Below are 20,235 nucleotides of genomic sequence, written 5' to 3' on the forward strand. Positions count from 1 at the left end.
CTTGACAAGACCACAAGTCACAAGGCCTTGCGCAGACAAAAGCGTCGGCGCCTGGCAATGCACTGTATGATGCGCATGCTGAAACTATCCTAGAGCATTTTTCGAGACTAAAAAATATGACAAAAACCCTCATCATCGCCGAGAAGCCTTCTGTCGCGAACGATATCGCGAAGACGCTTGGCGGCTTTACCAAGCACGATGAGTACTTTGAATCGGATGAATACGTCCTGTCGTCGGCGGTTGGCCACTTGCTGGAGATCGCCGTACCGGAAGAATTCGACGTGAAGCGCGGCAAATGGAGTTTCGCGCACTTGCCGATGATTCCCCCGTATTTCGCGCTCAATCCCATCCCGAAGACGGAAGCGCGCCTCAAAGTATTAAACAAGCTGATCAAGCGTAAAGACGTTTCCACCCTCATCAACGCATGCGATGCGGGGCGCGAAGGCGAGCTGATTTTCCGCCTGATCGCGCAAAACGCCAAGGCCAAGCAACCGGTCAAGCGCCTGTGGCTGCAGTCGATGACGCCGGGCGCCATCCGCGACGGTTTCGCGCACCTGCGCAGCGACGAAGAAATGCTGCCGCTGGCCGACGCGGCCCGCTGCCGTTCGGAAGCCGATTGGCTGATCGGCATCAATGGCACGCGCGCCATGACGGCGTTCAATTCGAAAGAGGGCGGCTTCTACCTGACGACCGTGGGCCGCGTGCAGACGCCGACGCTTTCCATCGTCGTCGAACGCGAAGACAAGATCAAAAAATTCGTGCCGCGCGACTTCTGGGAAGTGCGCGCCGAATTCGTCTGCGCGGCCGGCATCTACGAAGGCCGCTGGCTCGACACGAAGTTCAAGAAGGACGAGAACGATCCCGAGAAGCGCGCCGAGCGCCTGTGGAGCAAGACCGCTGCCGACTCGATCGCCACCGCCTGCCGCGGCCGCCAAGGCACCGTCACGGAAGAATCGAAGCCGACCACCTCGATGGCGCCGGGCCTGTTCGACCTGACCAGTTTGCAGCGCGAAGCGAACTCGCGTTTCGGCTTCTCGGCCAAGAACACGCTGGGCCTGGCCCAGGCGCTGTACGAAAAGCACAAGGTGCTGACGTATCCGCGTACCGATTCGCGCCACCTGCCGGAAGACTATATGCCGACCGTGCTGCAGGCGCTGGAAACGGTCAAGGAAAACAGCAACTACCACCAGTTCGCCAAGCAGATTATCGACAAGGGCTGGGTCAAGCCGAACAAGCGCATCTTCGACAACACGAAGATCTCGGATCACTTCGCGATCATCCCGACGACGATCGCGCCAAAGAATTTGTCCGAGCCGGAACAAAAATTGTACGACCTCGTCACGCGCCGCTTCATGGCCGTGTTCTTCCCGCCTGCGGAATTCCAGGTCACCACGCGCTACACGGAAGTGTCCGGCCATCAGTTCAAGACTGAAGGCAAGGTCATGACCAATCCGGGCTGGCTGGCCATCTACGGCAAGGAAGCGTCGACGGACGCGGACAAGGAAAGCAATGGCAACGGCAACCTGGTGCCAGTGGCCAAGGGCGAGAAAGTGCAGACGGAAAGCGTCAGCGCCAACGGCCTGGTCACCAAGCCGCCAGCGCGCTTCACTGAAGCAACGTTGCTGTCGGCCATGGAAGGCGCTGGCAAGCTGATCGACGACGACGAGCTGCGCGATGCGATGGCCGGCAAGGGCCTGGGCACGCCAGCGACGCGCGCGGCCACCATCGAGGGTTTGCTGACGGAACGCTATCTGATCCGCGAAGGCCGTGAACTGATTCCGACGGCCAAGGCGTCGCAGCTGATGACCTTGTTGAAAGGCCTGGGCGTCAACGAATTGACGGCGCCGGAGCTGACGGGCGAGTGGGAATACAAGCTGTCGCAGATGGAAAAAGGCAAGATTTCGCGCGAAGAATTCATGCGTGAAATCGCGCAGATGACGCAAATCATCGTCAAGCGCGCCAAGGAATACGACAACGACACGATTCCCGGCGACTACGCTACCCTGGAAACGCCATGCCCGAATTGCGGCGGCGTGGTGAAGGAAAACTACCGCCGTTTCGCCTGCACCAAGTGCGAATTCTCGATGAGCAAGACGCCGGGTTCGCGCCAGTTCGAAATCGCCGAAGTGGAACAATTGCTGAAGGACCGCACCATCGGCCCGCTGCAAGGTTTCCGCTCGAAGATGGGCCGTCCGTTCGCCGCCATTTTGCGCATCGTGCGCGATGAAGAGATCAAGAATTTCAAGCTGGAATTCGATTTCGGCCAGAACGACGAGAGCGAAGATGGCGAAGGCGTCGATTTCACGGGCCAGACGCCCGTGGGACCTTGCCCCAAGTGCAATGCCGGCGTGTATGAAATGGGCCTGGCCTATGTGTGCGAACACAGCGTGGCCAAGCCGAAGACGTGCGACTTCCGCAGCGGCCGCATCATCTTGCAGCAGGAAATCTTGCCGGAACAAATGGCAAAACTGCTCAACGATGGCAAGACGGATTTGTTGCCGGGCTTTGTATCCCAGCGTACCCGTCGCCCGTTCAAGGCTTTCCTCGTGCGCGGCAAGGATGGCAAGGTGAGCTTCGAGTTTGAAGAGCGCAAGGCCAAGCCGGGCGCCAAGACGAAGGCGGCCGAGGTCGAAGGCGAAGAAGGCGCGGCGCCAGCGAAGAAAACGGCCGTGAAGAAAGCGGCAGCCGTGAAAAAGGCGCCAGCGAAGAAAGCGGCGGCGGTGAAAAAGCCGGCCGCCAGGAAGGCGCCGGCGAAGAAAGCGGCAGCGGCCGAGTAATCGGGCGCCAGCCACAAAAAAGCCAGGGACGTCCCTGGCTTTTTTTACGTCCCGATTTTCTTGGCGTTAGTCTGACGCTTAGTCGAGGTAGTCGGAATACTCGCGCTGCGCGTAGTTCTGCAAATTCGCCCACGGCTGCGCCTTGCTGACGGTCGGCTGCAGCTTGACGTCGACCCGGCGGTAGAAGGTATTCGCGCGGTCGCCGCTTTCGATGATCAGCGGAATCTGCTTTTGCTCATCCCACAGGATGCGCTGGAACACGCCATTCTTTTCCACTTCGCGCCAGCGCGCGCCCGTCACGTTCGACGCCTGTTTCGACAGCGGCATGGCGGTCACCAGTTTTGGGTCCAGCAGGTAAAAACTGTTTTCCCAGGACCCGTCGAAATTGACGTTTTCGTATTCGGCTTTCGGGATGGAGACGACGATCTTGTCGTGCGCATCGATGTATTCCACGCGCACGGTGTTCTTTTCCAGCATCACGTGGCGGGGGATCAACACGGGATTGAAGTGCTTGTGTTCATGCTGCGTGGCCTTCAGTGCCACTTTGGTGTTCTCGCCGTGGTTGTGGCCCGCATGCGCGTCCGTCGACGGCGCCAGCACGCGCTCGACCCACACGTGGCCGGGGCGGCGCAGCATCTTTTCTTCGTAGCGGCTTTCGCGCGTCACGCCTTCCGGCGTGAGGACGCGGCTGTAGTAGGTGATGCCCAGGTCCAGGTCGGCGGGAGCCGAAGGGGTTGCAGGAGCGGCTTGCGCGCCGGCGGCAAAGCCGGCGGCGAGGAGGACGGCGATCAGGGACGATTTCATGGTGTGGCCTTTACGTGCAGAGGGGCGGAGGGCATACGCCATCCGCCCCGGTGGGGTTACCGTGTTGATGTGGATCAGAAGCCGAAGGCCGCCTTCAGCAAGTCAAACACCTTGGTGTTGTCCAGGGTGCCCTTGAAGGCCTTGGCGCCGGCGCCCGTGGCCAGCAGCTTGACGTCGCCGCCGCCGTGGGTTTCGCTGGCCAGACGCACGCCTGTTTCTTGCAGGTAGTTGTCTTTCAGTGCCGTGGCGCTGTCGACATTGCTGCGCAGGTCAGGGCGGTTCGGGCCATTGCCGAACACCAGGGTGGTGTAGGTATTGCCATCGGCATCCTTGCTCGGCTGGTTGTCCTTGTAGCCGCGGTTGATGTCGAGGATAGGATTGCCGCGCTTGCCATAGCCGTTGAAGGCCAGGGTGTGGTCATGGTCGGCCGTGACGACGATCAGGGTGTTCTCCAGCTTTGGATCGGTTTCCTTGATCTTGGCGATGGCCGCCTTGATGGCGTCGTCGAAGGCAATGGTGTCCGTCAGCGCGCGCTTGGCGTTGATGCCATGCAAGGCGTGGTCGATGCGACCGCCTTCGACCATCAGGAAGTAGCCGTTCGTGTTTTTCGACAGCAAGTCCATGGCCTTCAGGGTCATTTCCGACAGGCTAGGCTGGGTCGCGCCTTCGCCCAGCGGTGGCGTGGCCGTGCGGTCCAGTTCATATTCCAGGTGGCTGCGGGTGCTGTACAGGCCGATGAATTTCTTGCCGCTTGGCGCTGCCGCCATTTCCGCTTTCGTCGCGGCCACGGTGTAGCCCTTGGCGGCAAATTCCGTCAGCAGGTTGCGGCCATCGGCACGGCCATACTTGTTGCTGGTCGACCAAGGCGTGAAGTGGTTGCGGCCGCCACCCATCAGCACGTCGACGCCATCGCCCAGGGCGGCGTTGTAGCCCGCGCCGCCTGGCACCGCTTGCGCGGCGATCGCGTATTGCGCATTGCGGTTGCAGATGTGCGAGAACGTCGTCGCCGGCGTGGCGTGCGTCAGTTCCGTGGTGGTGATGGCGCCCACGGCCTTGCCCTTGGCTTTCGCCAGTTCCAGGATGGTCGGCACGCTCTTGCCGCCGGCCGGGCAGTTGTCCACGCCCAGGTTGCCGTTGGCATCGCGGCCGGGCTCTTTGGCGATCGTTTCCTGTGCCATCGAGATGACTTCATTGTTCATCTTGACGCCGGTCATGTAGGCGGCCATCGATGGCGCGCTGTCCGTCGTTTGCGCATCGTTCGAGAACGTCTTGATGCGCGCCGTGCGTTCCAGCGTGTCCATCGTCAGGCTGCCGTCTTCCTTGTACTGGTAGATGCGCGCGGCCGTCACGACGGACGGGCCCATGCCGTCGCCGAGGAAGAAGATGACGTTCTTGGCGTCGGCGGCGTAGGCGCCGTTGGCAACGCTGGCGGCCACGAGCGTGGTCAACAAGGAGAGTTTCAATGCATGTTTCATGTGCTTGTCCAGTTCTGATGTCTTGATGATTACAGACCGCCGGCCGTCTTGACCAGGCCGAATACTTTGGTGTTGTCGATGGTGCCCAGGAAGGTTTCCGAACCTTTGCCGATGGCGCCCAGGAAGACGTCGGTGCCGCCGTGGGTTTCATTGCCGGCCGAGGTGCGGATTACCGCTTCCTGGTGGTAGGCATTGGCGCTGGTGACGGTTTCGTCGAGGCTGGCCATGGCGGCGCGGCTCGATTGCGTACGGTTTTCGCCATTGCCGAAGCCGATGATGGAATACGGTGCGCCGTCCAGGTCTTTCTCGACCGCGCCGGTCACGTAGTTCTTCACCACGCCCAGCACGCCAGGGTTGCCGGCAGCCGTCTTGCCCGTGCGCTTGGCGTAGCCGTTCAGCACCAGGGTGTGGTCATGGTCGGCCGTGACGACGATCAGGGTATTGGCCAGGGTCGGATCGGTGAGCTTGGCTTTTTCGATGGCGGCCTTGATGGCGTTGTCGAACGCGACGGTGTCTTGCAGCGCTTTCTTGGCCGTCGTTTCGTGCAGCGCATGGTCGATGCGGCCGCCTTCGACCATCAGGAAATAACCCTTCTTGTTCTTGGCTAGCACGTCCATGGCCTTGGTGGTCATTTCCGCCAGGCTAGGTTCCTTGGCCGCATCGCGGTCCAGGTCGTAACTCATGTGGCTGGACGTAAACACGCCGAACAGGCGGTCCGTCTTGGCCGGATCGACGGCCTTGAAGTCGGTGGCGTTGTTGGCGACCGTGTAGCTCTTCGCCTTCAGTTCGGCCACCAGGTCGCGGTCGTCGGAACGCTTGCCGCCGCTCTTGAATGGCGTAAAGAATTGTGCGCCGCCACCGAGGACCACTTCCAGGCCGGTGGCGCCCAGCGCGCTGTTGTAGCCCGTGCCGCCAGGCACGAGGGCTGCGGCGATATCGTTTTCCAGGTCGCGGTGGCAGATGTGCGAGTAAGTCGCCGCTGGCGTGGCGTGCGTCACGCGCGCCGTGCTGACGACGCCGGCGGCGAAGCCCTTGGCCTTGGCCAGTTCCAGCAAGGTGGTGGCGGGCGTGCCGTTGCCGGTGCCGCATTTGTTGACCAGCTTGTTGCCGTTTGCATCCGTGCCCGGATCGATGGCGACCGTGTTGGCCGACATCGAGATGACTTCATTGTTCATCTTGACGCCGGTCATGTAGGCGGCCATCGATGGCGCGCTGTCCGTCACTTGCGCATCGTTCGAGAACGTCTTGACGAAGGCCGTTTCCGGCAGGGTGTCCATGGTCAGCGCGCCGTCTTCGCCCACCGAATAGATGCGCGCGGCTGTCATGGTGGTCAGGCCCATGCCATCGCCAAGGAAGAAGATGACGTTTTTCGGCGGCGCTTCGGCCACCACGTCTTCTTTTTTGGCATCGCTGCCGCAGGCGGCCAGCATCAGGGTAATGGCGACGCTGCAGCCAGCGACGGAAATTTTTCTGCGTGTCATGTGGTTCATCCGGCTAGGTTTGAAAGAGCTAGCAAGATAGCAATGCAATGTGACACCATCATGACGCTGTGACACGTTTTGTAACGGCGCCACGTTGTCGCCGGCCGCGTGGCTTTCGCGCACGTCATTGACGGGAAAATACACCGTGCCGTAGCCGACATCGCTTGCCGAATCGACGATTGCACCGAATTGTGCAACAAACTATTGCGGTTTATCGGGTTTTTCTACCGAACCGAGCAACGTAAGATGCACTCATCCCAACCATCTTGTGAAGGCACATCATGTTCTCCAAATCCATCAGCAGCGTTCTTGTTTCCACCCTGTTTGCCGCCGGTGCCGCCTCGGCCGCCGCCAGCGCCCCCTTGACCCTGGAAGTATTCAACCCGGGCGAAGAGGCCATCTTCCCCGTCGCTTCCGTGCTGGTGGCGGGCAAGCATGACGCCGTGCTGATCGATGCGCAGTTTTCGCGCGCCGAAGCGCAAAAACTGGTGGAGAAGATCCGCGCCAGCGGCAAGAAACTGACGACCGTGTACATCAGCCACAGCGATCCCGATTTCTATTTTGGCCTCGACGTGATCAAGGCCGCCTTCCCGAAGGCGAAAATCGTTGCCACGCCAGAAACCGTGGCGGAAATCCGCCGCAAGGCCGATGCCAAGGTCGCCTACTGGGGCCCTATCCTGAAAGACAATGCGCCGAAAAGCATCGTCATTCCCGAAGCGTTGACGGGCAAGCGCATCGCCCTGGAAGGGCAGTCGCTGGACATCGCCGGCCCGACGCCAGCGCGCACCTATGTGTGGATTCCATCGATCAAGGCTGTCGTCGGCGGCGTGGTGCTGTTTGGTAACTTGCACGTGTGGATGGCCGATACGCAAAGCGCCCAATCGCGCCAGGACTGGCTCAAGACTCTCGATGGCATCGCCGCCCTGAACCCCGTCACCGTCGTGCCCGGCCACTTCAAGGTCGGCTCGCCCCTGACGCCGGACAGCATCAGCTATACGCGCGACTACGTGGTGACGTTTGAAGCGGAAACGGCCAAGGCCGCCAATTCGGCCGCCCTGATCGAGGCGATGAAAATGCGCTATCCGAAGGCGGGCCTGGAGGGCGCCCTGGAAACTAGCGCAAAAGTCGCCAAAGGCGAAATGAAATGGTAAAAACCTACTGCGCGACGCGATTTCCGGCCTGCGATGCTCACTGTGCTCTAGCACAGTTGCGCTTCTCTGCCAGAACTAGCGCCGCTCGCTACGGTTTTTGCAAGTCATCTGTTTCAGTTTTATAAAGGATAGAGTCATGCCCACACTGCACTACATTTTCGACCCGCTGTGCGGCTGGTGCTACGGCGCCGCGCCGCTGCTCGAGGCGGCGCGCGCCGTACCCGGCCTGACGGTGGCGTTCCACGGCGGCGGCATGATGACGGGCAGCAATCGCCGCCAGATCACGCCCGAGTGGCGCGGCTACGTGCTGCCGCACGACCGACGCATCGAGCAATTGTCGGGCCAGCCGTTTGGCGAAGCTTATATGAATGGTTTGCTGAACGACACGACGGCCATGATGGATTCCGGACCGCCGATCACGGCCATCCTGGCGGCTGAAGTCCTGGCCGGCAAGGGCCTGGACATGCTGCAGCGCGTGCAGCGTGCCCATTACGTGGACGGCTTGCGCATCGCCGACGTGCCCGTGCTGGTGGCGCTGGTGCAAGAGCTGGACATGGACGGGGTGGCCTTCCAGGCCGAGTATGCGCGGCAGGCGGGCGCCGCCACGCAGCGGCACATCGACGCCAGCCGCGCCTTGCTGGCGCAGGTGGGCGGCCAGGGTTTTCCTACCTTCGTGCTCGACGATGGCAGCGGCAAGCTGTCCGTGATCGATATCGGCGGCTTTTTGGGCCAGCCCGCGAAGTTGCAGGCGCAGCTTGGCGGCGTATGCGATGCGCAAGGGTGCGCATTGTAAATAGCTATCGGATCGATAAAATCAATTAGCTTTTCCTTTGTTGTTGACCTCGTTACACTAGTTCCATTAGTCAACAACGAAGGAAAAGCAGCCATGAGCCAACAGCCGCCATTCAGTACCGCCTCGGGCATCCCCGTCGCCGACAACCAGAATTCCCTCAGCGCCGGCCCCCGCGGCCCGCTGCTGCTGCAAGACTTCCATCTGATCGAAAAACTCCAGCATTTCAACCGCGAGCGCATCCCCGAGCGCGTCGTGCACGCCAAAGGCTCGGGCGCCTACGGCACCTTTACCGTCACGCACGACATTTCGCGCTACACCAAGGCCAAATTGTTTGCCGAAGTGGGCAAGCAGACGGCCACCTTCGCCCGCTTTTCCACCGTCGGCGGCGAACGCGGCAGTGCCGACACGGAACGCGACCCGCGCGGTTTCGCCGTACGTTTCTACACGGAAGAGGGCAACTGGGACTTGGTTGGCAACAACACGCCCATGTTCTTCATCAAGGACCCGATCAAGTTCCCCGACTTCGTCCACACGCAAAAGCGCGATCCGCAAAGCAATCTGAAATCGGCCGAAATGATGTTCGATTTCTGGAGCCATGCGCCGGAAAGCTTGCACCAGGTCACCATGCTGTTCTCGGACCGCGGCACGCCGGACGGCTACCGCCACATGGATGGCTTCGGCAGCCACACGTATAGCCTGATCAATGCGGACGGCCAGCGCGTGTACGTGAAATGGCACTTCAAGACGCGCCAGGGCATCAAGAATCTGCCGGCCGCGGAAGCGGGCCGCCTGGCCGGTGCCGACCCCGACTACGCCCAGCGCGACCTGTTCGGCGCCATCGAACGCGGCGATTTCCCCCAGTGGGAAGTCAAGCTGCAGGTGGCGACGCAGGAGCAACTCGATGCATGGGAGCAGCGCACGGGCTGGAACCCGTTCGACCTGACGAAAGTGTGGCCGCACGCGGACTTCCCGCTGCTGCCCGTCGGTATTTTCGAGCTGAACCGTAACCCGGACAATTACCACGCGGAAGTCGAGCAGGCGGCCTTTTCGCCGGCCAACGCCGTGCCGGGCATGGGCTACTCGCCGGACAAGATGCTGCAAGGCAGGCTGTTCGCCTACCACGACGCCCAGCTGTACCGCGTCGGCACGAACCACCAGCACCTGCCCGTGAATGCGGCCCGCTGCCCCTTCCATAACCAGCAGCGCGACGGCGGCATGGCGATCCACAATGGCGGCGCGGCGCGCAATTACGCGAACGTGGCGGCGGCGGGCAGTGCGCCGCAAGGGCTGGGCCATGGCGAGGGGGCGCTGGCACTCGATGGCGGCGCGGCGCGCTACGATGGACGCGGCGTGGAAGACGATTACACGCAGGCCGGCAATCTGTTCCGTTTGATGTCTGACCAGGCGAAGCAGAACCTGTTCGACAACCTGGCCGGTCCCTTGAGTCTGGTGCGTCCGGAAACCTTGCAGCGTCAACTGGGGCACTTCGACCAGGCCGATCCAGCCTATGGCGCCGGCGTGCGGACCGCCCTGCAGGCGCGCGGCGTGGCGCTGTAGCGTGTGTGGCAGGCGGAACAATCCTGTTCCGCCTGTTGTTGATGCAGCACAAATGAGCGCTTGATATTAAATATTGCCGTATGGACATATTTGCCGCCCATGCGTAGACTTGTCGGTCTGATCTGACTAGAAGGTCTTGCACTATGAATATGGCGAAGCTGTCGGTGCATGGGGACGACCCCACGCTCAAATCCATCCTCGAAGTCTTGCCCACCGATCCGGAACGGCAATGGCGCAAGGGCGAGGCGAAGGGCGCGAATCGCGTGCATCTCGATTCCGGCTTTGAAGTGCTGATCGCGCAGGCACCCAAATCGCAAGTGTTGCCATCGCGCATACGCAGCTACCTGGCCGAATGCCGCTCGCGCGGCGTGACGTTCACGATGCCGCGCATCGTGGCCGAGCTGCAACTGGAATTGAACGGCGACGACACGGTCGACGCGCCGCTCGACCTGTCGCTGGCCGACATGCAGCACCTGACGGAAATGGGCATCAGCCTGAGCCTGGTGACGCGCTCCGCCGCCTGACTCCCAACGATACCGAAGTGGCCGCCTGTATGCACAGGCGGCCATTGTTCGTCACGGTTCTTCGAGCTCGACGGTGACCATATTGTCGTCCGGCTTGCGGTCGATCAGCTTGTTGTCGGGATCGATGCCCGCCTTGCCGGGGCGGCTGCCGACGATGACGGTATAGCTCGCCTGGCGGGCCGTCATGCGCAGGCGCTCGCGCAGCAGCGGATGGCCATTCGCATCGTCGACGCCGATCTCGATCCAGTCGTGCAGGGGCGCGTCGTGTTCCTCGCCCTGTTCGCCGGCCGTCAATTTGCCCGCCTGCACCTTGATGGTGACGGCGTACTTGCCGTCGCTGCGCCTGGTGGCCGTGGCCGACAGGGCGCGATTGTCGAACAGCACGATTTTCTCGAACAGGTCGTCGATCAGATAAGCCTGCTCGGGCGGCGTGACCTGGCGCAAGCCGGCAATCAGGGCCGTCACGCTCGCATACGGCGGGCCTTTCTGGCCATAGGTCTTGAGCAGGTCGCGCAGCACGCCGTTGACCTTGTCTTCGCCGATGATATCTTGCAGCAAATACATGGCCAGGCTGCCCTTGTTGTAATGGATGTAGGTCTGATTTTCATTTTCGGCCAGCGGCAATTCCTTCTTGCGTTCTTCGCTGCGCCCCATCAGGTATTGATTCAGGTCATAACGCAGGAAGCGGCGCATCTTGGCCGGTCCCACGGTTTTCTTCATCACCATCAGGGCCGAATATTCGGCCAGGGTTTCGCTGAGCACGGTGGCGCCGCGCGTATTGCCGCCCACCAATTGATGCGCCCACCACTGGTGCGCCACTTCGTGCGCCGTGACGTAGAACGGATAGTCGATGTCTTTCGGGTTCTTGTCGTCCACCTTGGCGATGAAGCCCAGGCCTTCCGAGTATGGGATCGTGTTCGGGAACGATTGCGCGAACGTGGCGTAGCGGGGGAACTCGACGATGCGCAGGATCTTGTGCTGGTAGGGGCCGAAGTTCTTCGTGTAGTAATCGAGCGCTTCCTTGCTGCCGCGCACGAAACGATCGAGGTTGTATTCGTGGCCGGGATGGTAGTACACGTCGATGGCCACGTCTTGCCAGCGCTCGTGCTTGACGGCGTAGCGGGCCGACTGGAAGGCGTAGAAATTCAGGATGGGCTGGTCCAGCGTGTAATGGAAGTAATGGCGGCCCTTGGCGATCCAGTCGTTGTCCAGCATGCCTGGCGCGATGGCCGTCTGGCCGTCGACGGTGCTGACGGTGGCGTCAAAATTGATGCGGTCGGCGTCGTTGCTCACGTAATTGTCGGCCAGGCCCTTGGCATCATCGCGCGGCAAGGCCCGTTCGCGCGCCGGCAGACCGTGTTTCTTGCGGTCGCGCGGGTCCGTCAATTCCTGCTGCGGCTGGTAGCCGATGTGCGGCAGCACGGCATTCGTGAAAAAGGTGCCGTTGGCCACCACGGGCGTGTCCTGGCCCAGGCCGAAGATGCCGCGCGGCGCATAGCGGACGTCGAAATCGAGGCCCAGGGTGGCGCCTGGCGCCAGCGGCGCGGCCAGGCGGTAGCTGTAAAAGCCCAGCTTGCCGTCGTCGAGGCCCGGATGCACGCGCGCGTCGAAACGCAGGCGCATGGTGGCGGTCGGGTCTTGCTGCACAAAAATGTGGCTGATCGGCAGGCCGGTCTTGTTTTGCAGCAGGTAGCGGCCCGTGACGGCCAGGGTGCGCTGCGCCGGGTAGATGGCCACGTCGAGTTTCACGTCCGTGATTCTCGGCTGCGGCGTGGCGGCAAACTTGCGGTACTGGCGCTCGAGGCTGGCGCGGTCCGCATCGCGGGAAAATTCGGACTGGTAATCGTTGGCCACGTGGAAAACGTAGAACAGCACGCCGCCTGCGCCGACGAAGATCAGGGCCCCGCCCGCAAAGCTGGCCAGCACGCCATGCGTGAGGCCGTGGCGTGCCAGGCGCAGGCGGATGCGCCAGCTGTCCTGCGCGCCGCGGGGCCAGAACAGCAGCGACAACACCGTCAGCATGACGGCCGCGCCGCTCCAGTACAGCAAGTACCAGCGCTCGCGCAACACAAAGTGGCCGGCGCCGTTCATGGCCGAATACACGACTTCCGGCGTGCTGCCGTACAGCAGCAGCGGGTCGCCCAGGCCCAGCGAGGAAAAGCTGATGCTGGCGATGTGGTACAGAATCATGGCGAAATACGCGAGGTATTTCTGATTGATCAGCACCTGCGCGAAGATGGCCAGCACGGCCACCAGCGCATAGTAGGGCAGGTGCGACAGGAACAGCGATTCCACGTACAGGCCGGGGTCGAGGCGGTAATAGCCCTTGAAGACCTGGATCGACATGCCGCACAGCATGATGATCAGGCTCAGCAAGGCTTGCAGGCCGACCAGCGCCAACAGCTTTGACAGCAGGGGCAGCCAGTTCGGCACGGGCAGGGCGTCGAGCATCTGATACGTGCCCGCTTCCCGTTCGCGCCACACCAGCTCGCCCGCGTAGAAGGTGGTAATGATGAGCATGAACAGGGCGAACGAGGCGCTGACCATGTCCAGCACCTTTTCCGTCACGGGATAGGTATTCGTGCCGTACATGGAACCCATGTCCAGCGCGCCCGCATACATGGTCAGCACACCGGCCAGCACGATGACGACAAAATAGATGTTCTTGATGGTTTCGCGCAGGTTCAGCCAGCTCATCTTGAAGAGCAGGGTGGCCAGGTTGCGCTGCGCGAAGTCGGGCGCTTCCTGCGTGGACAGCGAGGCGTTCGACAGGCGCTGCGGCGCCTCGCCCTCGCTGCGGCGCCTGGCGGCGCCCGCGTCCGTCGTTGCGTGGAACTGGAAGCGCCAGTAGCCGAGCAGCAAGGCCACGAGGGCAAAGCCCGACCAGATGGCGCGGTTCAGCAGGTACACGCCTTCCAGGGTCACCAGGCGCGCGTTGCGCTCCGCGTTCGGCCAGTATTCCGTCAGGCGTATCAACGCCGTCGTGCCGAAGGGGTCGATCAGGGCGGCCAGGGTCTTGTAGTCGAGGTCGCGCGCCAGCGACGGCGCCACCAGGTAGCCGATCAGCATCACCACCGAGCTGATGTACACGGGCAGCATGCGCCGCGTCAGGGCCGCGATGACGAAGAAAATGGCGCCGAAGATGAACAGGTTGGGCAGCAGGGTAAACACATACGGCATCAGGTAGGCCAGCGTCCGTTGCGGCCCGAGCCGCTCCGGGTCGATGCCGGGCAGCCAGGCGCCCAGCCAGGCACCGATCACGATGCTGGAAAACACCACGGCCAGCACCAGATAGGCGCCGAGGAAGCGGCCGAAGACGTACTGGTATTTCCTGATCGGCGCGCTGAAGAAGAAATGCTGCATGCCGTATTCGAAATCCTGCTGCACCGAGCGGCCCATCATGGCCGCCACCACCACGGCGCCAAAGCAGCCCAGCACGCTGCACGTGAACGCCAGCGAGCGTGGTGCGTTGATCAGGAACTTGCCGCCGAAACTGATGCTCGCCTCCTTGAAGACGCCGCCGGCGGCCGCCATCCACAGCATGGCCAAGGCCAGGAACATGGCGAAATACACCCAGGTCGACAGCAGCTTGAGTCGCTGTCGCGCTTCAAAGCGGGCGATGGCAAACATGGCCGTCCCCTCAGTCGCACTGCGGGGCGACGCGGTGGCGCCCCGCAATGGTGGCGAAATACAGGTCTTCCAGGTCGCCGATGGCTTCCTCGAAGTCGTCGCCCGGGTCGTCGTCGCTGTAGACGTGGATCAGGGTACGGCCCGACAGCAAACGCGTGGAAATGACGGCATGGCGCTGCTGGAAGCTGGCCAGTTCTTTCTTGTCGACAAAGCGTGCCCAGATCTTGCAGCTGACTTCGTCGATCAGTTCCTGGGTCTTGCCGCATAGCAGCAAATGGCCCTTGTTGATGATGGCCATGTTGGCGCACAGGTCGGCCACGTCGGACACGATGTGGGTCGACAGGATCACCGTCTTGTCTTCGCCGATGTCGGACAGCAGATTATGGAAGCGCACCCGCTCCTGCGGGTCGAGGCCGGCCGTCGGCTCGTCGACGATGATCAGCTTCGGGTCGCCCAGCAGCGCTTGCGCGATGCCGAAGCGCTGGCGCATGCCGCCGGAAAAGCCGCCCAGGCGCTGGTGGCGCACGTCGAACAGATTGGTTTGCTGCAACAGGCCATCGACGACTTCGCGCCGGCGCGCCCGCTGCGACAGCCCTTTCAGTGTGGCGAAGTGGTCGAGCAGCTCGTAGGCCGTCACCTTCGGGTACAGGCCGAAGTCTTGCGGCAGGTAGCCGAGCATGCGGCGGATCTCGTCCTTGTCGTCGAGCACGTCGTAGTCGCCGAAGAAGACCGAGCCGGAATCGCACTCCTGCAGGGTGGCCAGGGTGCGCATCAGGGTCGACTTGCCGGCGCCGTTCGGGCCCAGCAAGCCAAACATCCCGGGCGGTATCGTCAGCGACACGTTATCCAGCGCCACCACGCCATTCGCGTAGGTTTTCGACAATTTGCGGATCTGCAATTCCATACAACTCCTGACTCATGCGTTGCTGCCCGATGCTACAAGGCTACTCTATGCTGGCATTGTATTGAATTTAAGACGTACTGGGCAGTTGCATGCGATACACGGCATTTTCGCGTGCCCAGAGTGCAGCCGGGCGGGGTGGATGGCGCCCCGCCACGCACCTAATTGCGGAACAACACGGATTCGCGATTGAACCACCAGCGGCACAGCATCAGCAGCGCGCCCGCGATCACCGTCGTCGAGGCCAGGATCACGCCGAACATGCGGTAATCCATGGTGCCCTTGACCAGCTCCTTCATGGCCAGCGACACGTTGGTCAGCGGCACCATGGCCCACATCCAGTTCAGTTCGACGCCTGGCAGCATGGCCGCCACCGTGGGCAGGATGACGAACAGCATCAATGGCGTGATCATGCCGGCAGCTTCCTTGTAGCTTTTCGCATAGATCGAGATCGACAGCAGCATCGAGGCGAAGATGGCGGCCGTTGGCACCAGCATCAGGGTCACCATGGCCAGGTCGGGCAAGCCGATGCTGCGTACCATGACGGCCATGTTGCCTTCGAGCGAACTGCCGAAGATGGCCAGCAGGGCGCCCATGCTGCCCACCATCAGCACGGCCGAGGTCATGCCGACGGTAAACAGCACGAGGAACTTGGCCACCACGATGGCGCTGCGCGGCACCGGGGCCAGCAGCAGCGTTTCCAGGGTGCCCCGCTCCTTTTCGCCCGCGCCCAGGTCGATGGCCGGATACATGGCCGCCGTCAGGCACACCATCAGCAGCAGATACGGCAGCATGCCGCCGACGATGGCGCCCATCTGCTCGCGCTCGTTGGCCGTCGATTGCTTGTCGAGCACGATGGGGTGCAGGGCAAAGGCCAGCTGGGCCGGACTCAGGTTCAGTGCCGACAGCGCGCTTTCGCGCAGGCTGGCGTTGTAGGCTTCGACGATCTCGCGCACCCGCTGCTGGGTCACGTCGACCGTGCTGGCGCTGTTGTAATGCAGGGTGACCTTGGCTTGCTGCTGTTGCCGCAGCGACTCTTCAAAATGGGGCGGAATGACGACGGCAAACTTGATCGTGTCGTCGCCGATGGCGCGGCGGATGTCGCCCTCGCTGGCCAGCGGCACTTCGCGCAGCTTGTGCTGCTGGGCAAAGCGCGCGCTCAAGCCCGGCGAATGGTCCTTGCCGAACAGGGCGTAGCGCATTTCCGCCGTTTTCGCGTTCTTGAACATATTGCTGGAAACATAAGCAAAGCCGCCAAAGATCAGTGGCATGGCGAAGATGGGGATGAGGATGGTGAAAATCAGCGTCTTGCGGTCGCGCGTGAGTTCCAGCAACTCTTTCAGATAAATGGTCCACATGGCTCAGGCTCCCTGGTTGATGACGCTGACAAAGGCGTCGTACAAGTCCGCGCTGCCGCCCAGGTGGCGCAGTTCGTTGACCGTGCCGTTGAAGGCGGTGGTGCCGCGGTTGATGATGCAGACGCGGTCGCACAGCTTTTCCACCTCGTGCAGGTGGTGCGTGGAAAAGATCAGCGGCACGCGCAGCGCCTTGTAGCTGGCGATGAAGTCGAGCAGGATCTTGGCCGACATCACGTCCAGCCCGGTGGTTGGTTCGTCGAGGATCACCACCTGCGGCTCGTGCACGACGGTGCGGGCGATCGCGCATTTCTGTTTCATGCCCGTCGATAATTGATCGGCCCGCTTGCCGCCGTATTCCTCCATCTGCAGCAGGGAAAACAGCTCGTCGCAGCGGCGCTTCAGCTTGTCGCCCGGCATGCCGTGCAGGCGGCCGAAATATTCCACGTTTTCGCGCGCCGTCAGGCGGCCGTACAAGCCCGTCGAACCGGACAGGAAACCGATGCTCTGACGCGCCACCAGCGGTTGCTGCAAGACATCGACGCCGTTGACGAGGGCGCTGCCCGCGTCCGCCTGCAAGGCCGTCGACAGCAGGCGCAGGGTGGTCGTCTTGCCGGCCCCATTCGGACCCAGCAGGCCCAGCACTTCTCCGGGGGCGCAGCTGAAACTGACGTCGCGCACGGCGTGGAACCAGCCATCGTGTTCGCGCGGATCGCTGACGTGCACGCCCTTGCCCTTGTGGGGCGGCATGCGGAAACGTTTTGCCAGGTGCTTGACCTCTATCATGTGCTTCATCCATTCAATGGTGAAGGACGAGAGTAGCATGCAAAAAATGTAACTTGCAAGGTGGAAATATCGTTTGGTCTATTGAAAAAAACAGCATCTTCATGCAAGCTGGCCCGGTGGGCGCCGAGGACGGCGCGGGAGAGTGCAATGCAAACGATCGATCAGGCGATGCAGGACAAGGTACTGGCCGTGGCCCGCGCCGGCATGACCAGTGCCGAAGCCATCGGTTTCTTCCGCGTCAGCCTGGGGCTGTACTACCTGGCCGGCCTGATGACGGAGGAAACGCTCGATTTCAAGCAGATCGACGCGAAGTACAACCGGTTTATCTACCACTCGATAGGTGGCGGGCACAGCATCGCCAGCGTGCTGCAGTTCATGAGCGGCGAGAAAGTCTTGCGTGTGCTCCAATCGGAGCGTTTTCGCGCCGCGTTTGCCCAGCACTGCCCGGACATTCCCGTCGACAGCATTTCCTTCCTGATTTCACTGAACCTGGGCGTGGCGAAAAGCCTGTCCGGCCTGGACGCCGTCGGCCCCGTGGTGGACTGGATCGAGCAGGAAAAAGCGCGCACAAGTCAATAAAGCCCCGATCCCCCTGCGCGCGGCGTGGGGACGGCTGGCCGCTATCGTCCTATAATTCATGCTTTACTACTCATGAGCATAGCCACGATGACCGCGAACCGCCATTTTGACCCCCTGGATCGTTTGATTGTCGGCGCCGACAAGGCCCTGCGCGTCATGGCGGGCGTGGCCTCGGCCTCGCGCCCCACGCCGGCCGCGCATGCGCCCGATGCGGAGCTGAGTCCGGCCGAACAGCGCCACAGCGCCGGCTTGATGCGTGTCAACCATGTGGGCGAAGTGTGCGCGCAAGCCCTGTACAACTCGCAGGCGCGCTATGCGCACAGCCCGGCCATCCGCGCCCAGTTCGACGAAGCGGGACGCGAAGAGGAAGACCACCTGGCCTGGACGGCGCAGCGCCTGACGGAGCTGGGCTCGCGTCTGAGCCTGCTCAATCCCCTGTGGTATGCCGGTTCGTTTGCGCTGGGCACCATTGCCGCGCGCATGGGCGACGGCCGCAGCCTGGGTTTTGTGGTGGAAACGGAGCGCCAGGTGGAAGCGCACCTGGCCAGCCACCTGGAAGAGTTGCCGCCGCAGGACGCCAAGTCGCGCGCCATTGTGAAACAGATGGCCATCGACGAGGTGGAGCACGGCGCCGCCGCCCAGCGTTTGGGCGCCATCGACACCCCGGCGCCCGTGAAGGCGCTGATGGGGCTGATGGGTAAAGTGATGACAAAAACCGCCTATTACATCTGACAGGTCGGGTAGGTCGGATTAGGCCGCCGGCCGTAATCCGACAACATTGTTGGCGCTTGCGGTGTCGTCGGATTACGCGGGGCCTTGCCCCGCTAATCCGACCTACTCCTCGATGATTTCGAAGGAGTGCGTAATTTCCGCCGTTTTCGCCAGCATGATCGACGCCGAGCAATATTTGTCATGCGACAAGGCCACGGCCCGTTCCACGGCCGTCGGTTTCAGTGCCTTGCCCCGCACGGTGAAGTGGAAGTGGATCTTGGTGAATACTTTCGGATCGGTGTCGGCGCGGTCGGCCTTCAGGGTTACTTCGCAGCCACTGACGGCTTCGCGGCCCCGTTTCAGGATCAGCACCACGTCATAGGCGGTGCAGCCGCCCGTGCCCAGCAAGACCATTTCCATGGGGCGTGGCGCCAGGTTGTGGCCGCCGCCATCGGGCGCGCCATCCATGGTCACCAGGTGGCCGGAACCCGTTTCTGCCCGAAAACTCATGCCCGACGGGCCATTCCAGCTGACTTTGCATTCCATCGTACTCTCCGAAAATTGTAAGCGTTTTGTATTGTAATAGAGGAATGCCCATCCATGTGCCGCCCGCCGGGCCGCAGCCGGCCTCGATTGCGGCTTGACGCGGCAAGGCAAAGCCGCTTATACTTGTCGGCTTTCCGTTCGCTCAGGAAAAGTAAATAAGGCAGAGTCCGAACAGCAACATCGTCGGAACCACCATTTGAGCGTGTAATCTATTAGGAAGTCAACATGAAAACATTTTCCGCTAAAGGACATGAAGTCCAGCGCGATTGGTTCGTGGTTGACGCGACGGACAAAGTCCTCGGACGTGTTGCCAGCGAAGTGGCACTCCGACTGCGCGGCAAACACAAACCAGAATTTACTCCTCACGTCGATACCGGCGACTTCATCGTCGTCATCAACGCAGGCAAACTGCGTGTGACCGGTACCAAAGCTACTGAGAAAATTTACTACCGTCACTCTGGCTATCCAGGCGGCATCTACGAAACCAACTTCCAGAAAATGCAACAGCGTTTTCCAGGTCGCGCGCTTGAGAAAGCGGTCAAAGGCATGCTGCCTAAAGGCCCACTCGGCTACGCAATGATCAAGAAGCTGAAAGTGTACGCGGAAGGTTCCCATCCGCACGCTGCTCAGCAACCTAAAGCACTTGTTCTCTAAGGAACTGACATGATCGGTAATTACAATTATGGAACCGGCCGTCGCAAAAGTGCAGTGGCTCGGGTTTTTATCAAAGTTGGCACAGGCTTGATCGTTGTTAACGGCAAACCAGCAAACGAATACTTTTCGCGCGAAACGGGTCTGATGGTCATCCGTCAACCCCTGGAACTGACCGGCAATGTCGAGCGTTTCGACATCAAAGTCAACGTCCATGGCGGCGGTGAGTCGGGCCAGGCTGGTGCAGTTCGTCACGGCATCACCCGCGCTCTGATCGACTACGATGCAGCGTTGAAACCGGAACTGGCGAAAGCCGGCTTCGTGACCCGCGATGCACGTGAAGTCGAGCGTAAAAAAGTTGGTCTGCGCAAAGCACGTCGCGCAAAGCAATTCTCGAAGCGTTAATTTCTACGCTACAGCACCTTTCGGGGTGCTGGTCGAAAAGCCGCTGGACTTCGGTCCCGCGGCTTTTTTGCATTTCAGCGTGACTCGGCGTTGCGCTGTAAAATACGCG

17 protein-coding genes are annotated in these 20,235 nt (G+C 61.6%); 9 read left to right on the forward strand and 8 right to left on the reverse strand.

The genetic code is table 11. From position 1 onward, the window contains the following. Positions 1–116 precede the first annotated feature (116 nt). Complete coding sequence (locus CLU90_RS22115; protein WP_092716789.1) at positions 117–2,777, forward strand: DNA topoisomerase III; 2,661 nt, start codon at positions 117–119, stop codon at positions 2,775–2,777. A 78-nt stretch (positions 2,778–2,855) separates the two neighbouring features. On the opposite strand, the gene CLU90_RS22120 is transcribed toward CLU90_RS22115, so the two are convergent. From CLU90_RS22120 to CLU90_RS22130, 3 genes are all read right to left on the reverse strand, one after another. After that, positions 2,856–3,581: a hypothetical protein gene (locus tag CLU90_RS22120; RefSeq protein WP_100428911.1), complete on the reverse strand. Its 726-nt coding sequence runs from the start codon at positions 3,579–3,581 to the stop codon at positions 2,856–2,858. Positions 3,582–3,655: 74 nt separating this feature from the next. After that, a complete protein-coding gene (locus CLU90_RS22125; protein WP_092716794.1) occupies positions 3,656–5,056 on the reverse strand; it encodes an alkaline phosphatase in 1,401 nt (466 codons plus the stop codon). A gap of 29 nt (positions 5,057–5,085) precedes the next feature. After that, positions 5,086–6,537, reverse strand: a complete 1,452-nt coding sequence (locus CLU90_RS22130) for an alkaline phosphatase (protein WP_175539388.1) — start codon at positions 6,535–6,537, stop codon at positions 5,086–5,088. Between the two features lie 281 nt (positions 6,538–6,818). Between CLU90_RS22130 and CLU90_RS22135 the strand changes: the two genes are divergently transcribed. The 4 genes from CLU90_RS22135 to CLU90_RS22150 all read left to right on the forward strand — a co-directional run bounded on the left by CLU90_RS22135 (position 6,819) and on the right by CLU90_RS22150 (position 10,562). After that, a complete protein-coding gene (locus tag CLU90_RS22135; protein WP_092716796.1) occupies positions 6,819–7,688 on the forward strand; it encodes an MBL fold metallo-hydrolase in 870 nt (289 codons plus the stop codon). Positions 7,689–7,824: 136 nt separating this feature from the next. Next, positions 7,825–8,481, forward strand: coding sequence for a DsbA family protein (locus tag CLU90_RS22140; protein ID WP_100428912.1), 657 nt, complete (start codon positions 7,825–7,827; stop codon positions 8,479–8,481). A gap of 93 nt (positions 8,482–8,574) precedes the next feature. After that, entirely contained in the window at positions 8,575–10,038 is a 1,464-nt protein-coding gene (locus CLU90_RS22145) for a catalase (protein ID WP_100428913.1), read from the forward strand. Positions 10,039–10,181: 143 nt separating this feature from the next. Continuing rightward, positions 10,182–10,562 (forward strand): hypothetical protein, encoded by a 381-nt coding sequence (locus tag CLU90_RS22150; protein WP_139178436.1) that lies wholly within the window; start codon positions 10,182–10,184, stop codon positions 10,560–10,562. Positions 10,563–10,613: 51 nt separating this feature from the next. On the opposite strand, the gene CLU90_RS22155 is transcribed toward CLU90_RS22150, so the two are convergent. The 4 genes from CLU90_RS22155 to CLU90_RS22170 form a co-directional block, all read right to left on the reverse strand. Further along, positions 10,614–14,192: an ABC transporter permease/M1 family aminopeptidase gene (locus CLU90_RS22155; protein ID WP_100428914.1), complete on the reverse strand. Its 3,579-nt coding sequence runs from the start codon at positions 14,190–14,192 to the stop codon at positions 10,614–10,616. A gap of 10 nt (positions 14,193–14,202) precedes the next feature. Then, positions 14,203–15,096 carry an ABC transporter ATP-binding protein gene (locus CLU90_RS22160; RefSeq protein ID WP_100428915.1) on the reverse strand — a complete coding sequence of 298 codons (894 nt, stop codon included), beginning with the start codon at positions 15,094–15,096 and terminating at the stop codon, positions 14,203–14,205. A gap of 158 nt (positions 15,097–15,254) precedes the next feature. Beyond that, positions 15,255–16,451, reverse strand: a complete 1,197-nt coding sequence (locus tag CLU90_RS22165) for an ABC transporter permease (RefSeq protein ID WP_092716808.1) — start codon at positions 16,449–16,451, stop codon at positions 15,255–15,257. A gap of 3 nt (positions 16,452–16,454) precedes the next feature. Continuing rightward, complete coding sequence (locus tag CLU90_RS22170) at positions 16,455–17,234, reverse strand: ATP-binding cassette domain-containing protein (protein WP_100429537.1); 780 nt, start codon at positions 17,232–17,234, stop codon at positions 16,455–16,457. 147 nt (positions 17,235–17,381) lie between these two features. Between CLU90_RS22170 and CLU90_RS22175 the strand changes: the two genes are divergently transcribed. Together CLU90_RS22175 and coq7 are read left to right on the forward strand one after the other, a co-directional pair. Beyond that, complete coding sequence (locus tag CLU90_RS22175) at positions 17,382–17,813, forward strand: hypothetical protein (protein WP_072456731.1); 432 nt, start codon at positions 17,382–17,384, stop codon at positions 17,811–17,813. Between the two features lie 87 nt (positions 17,814–17,900). Then, positions 17,901–18,545, forward strand: a complete 645-nt coding sequence (gene coq7 / locus CLU90_RS22180; protein ID WP_046683453.1) for a 2-polyprenyl-3-methyl-6-methoxy-1,4-benzoquinone monooxygenase — start codon at positions 17,901–17,903, stop codon at positions 18,543–18,545. A gap of 102 nt (positions 18,546–18,647) precedes the next feature. On the opposite strand, the gene CLU90_RS22185 is transcribed toward coq7, so the two are convergent. Then, positions 18,648–19,070, reverse strand: a complete 423-nt coding sequence (locus tag CLU90_RS22185; protein ID WP_034749235.1) for an OsmC family protein — start codon at positions 19,068–19,070, stop codon at positions 18,648–18,650. 225 nt (positions 19,071–19,295) lie between these two features. On the opposite strand from CLU90_RS22185, the gene rplM reads away from it, so the two are divergent. Together rplM and rpsI are read left to right on the forward strand one after the other, a co-directional pair. Continuing rightward, complete coding sequence (gene rplM / locus CLU90_RS22190) at positions 19,296–19,724, forward strand: 50S ribosomal protein L13 (protein ID WP_010393282.1); 429 nt, start codon at positions 19,296–19,298, stop codon at positions 19,722–19,724. A 9-nt stretch (positions 19,725–19,733) separates the two neighbouring features. After that, the gene (gene rpsI / locus CLU90_RS22195) at positions 19,734–20,126 is read left to right on the forward strand and encodes a 30S ribosomal protein S9 (protein ID WP_010393285.1); all 393 of its coding nucleotides are present in this window, start codon (positions 19,734–19,736) and stop codon (positions 20,124–20,126) included. Positions 20,127–20,235: the final 109 nt, after the last annotated feature.

Source organism: Janthinobacterium sp. 67 (assembly GCF_002797895.1).
GTDB lineage: Bacteria > Pseudomonadota > Gammaproteobacteria > Burkholderiales > Burkholderiaceae_D > Janthinobacterium.

What these genes read in the sequence shown, in the direction of transcription:
- CLU90_RS22115 (WP_092716789.1), top strand. Translation starts at nt 117, where the DNA reads ATGACAAAAACCCTCATCATCGCCGAGAAGCCTTCTGTCGCGAACGAT.
- CLU90_RS22120 (WP_100428911.1), bottom strand. Translation starts at nt 3,581, where the DNA reads ATGAAATCGTCCCTGATCGCCGTCCTCCTCGCCGCCGGCTTTGCCGCC.
- CLU90_RS22125 (WP_092716794.1), bottom strand. Translation starts at nt 5,056, where the DNA reads ATGAAACATGCATTGAAACTCTCCTTGTTGACCACGCTCGTGGCCGCC.
- CLU90_RS22130 (WP_175539388.1), bottom strand. Translation starts at nt 6,537, where the DNA reads ATGACACGCAGAAAAATTTCCGTCGCTGGCTGCAGCGTCGCCATTACC.
- CLU90_RS22135 (WP_092716796.1), top strand. Translation starts at nt 6,819, where the DNA reads ATGTTCTCCAAATCCATCAGCAGCGTTCTTGTTTCCACCCTGTTTGCC.
- CLU90_RS22140 (WP_100428912.1), top strand. Translation starts at nt 7,825, where the DNA reads ATGCCCACACTGCACTACATTTTCGACCCGCTGTGCGGCTGGTGCTAC.
- CLU90_RS22145 (WP_100428913.1), top strand. Translation starts at nt 8,575, where the DNA reads ATGAGCCAACAGCCGCCATTCAGTACCGCCTCGGGCATCCCCGTCGCC.
- CLU90_RS22150 (WP_139178436.1), top strand. Translation starts at nt 10,182, where the DNA reads ATGAATATGGCGAAGCTGTCGGTGCATGGGGACGACCCCACGCTCAAA.
- CLU90_RS22155 (WP_100428914.1), bottom strand. Translation starts at nt 14,192, where the DNA reads ATGTTTGCCATCGCCCGCTTTGAAGCGCGACAGCGACTCAAGCTGCTG.
- CLU90_RS22160 (WP_100428915.1), bottom strand. Translation starts at nt 15,096, where the DNA reads ATGGAATTGCAGATCCGCAAATTGTCGAAAACCTACGCGAATGGCGTG.
- CLU90_RS22165 (WP_092716808.1), bottom strand. Translation starts at nt 16,451, where the DNA reads ATGTGGACCATTTATCTGAAAGAGTTGCTGGAACTCACGCGCGACCGC.
- CLU90_RS22170 (WP_100429537.1), bottom strand. Translation starts at nt 17,234, where the DNA reads ATGATAGAGGTCAAGCACCTGGCAAAACGTTTCCGCATGCCGCCCCAC.
- CLU90_RS22175 (WP_072456731.1), top strand. Translation starts at nt 17,382, where the DNA reads ATGCAAACGATCGATCAGGCGATGCAGGACAAGGTACTGGCCGTGGCC.
- coq7 (WP_046683453.1), top strand. Translation starts at nt 17,901, where the DNA reads ATGACCGCGAACCGCCATTTTGACCCCCTGGATCGTTTGATTGTCGGC.
- CLU90_RS22185 (WP_034749235.1), bottom strand. Translation starts at nt 19,070, where the DNA reads ATGGAATGCAAAGTCAGCTGGAATGGCCCGTCGGGCATGAGTTTTCGG.
- rplM (WP_010393282.1), top strand. Translation starts at nt 19,296, where the DNA reads ATGAAAACATTTTCCGCTAAAGGACATGAAGTCCAGCGCGATTGGTTC.
- rpsI (WP_010393285.1), top strand. Translation starts at nt 19,734, where the DNA reads ATGATCGGTAATTACAATTATGGAACCGGCCGTCGCAAAAGTGCAGTG.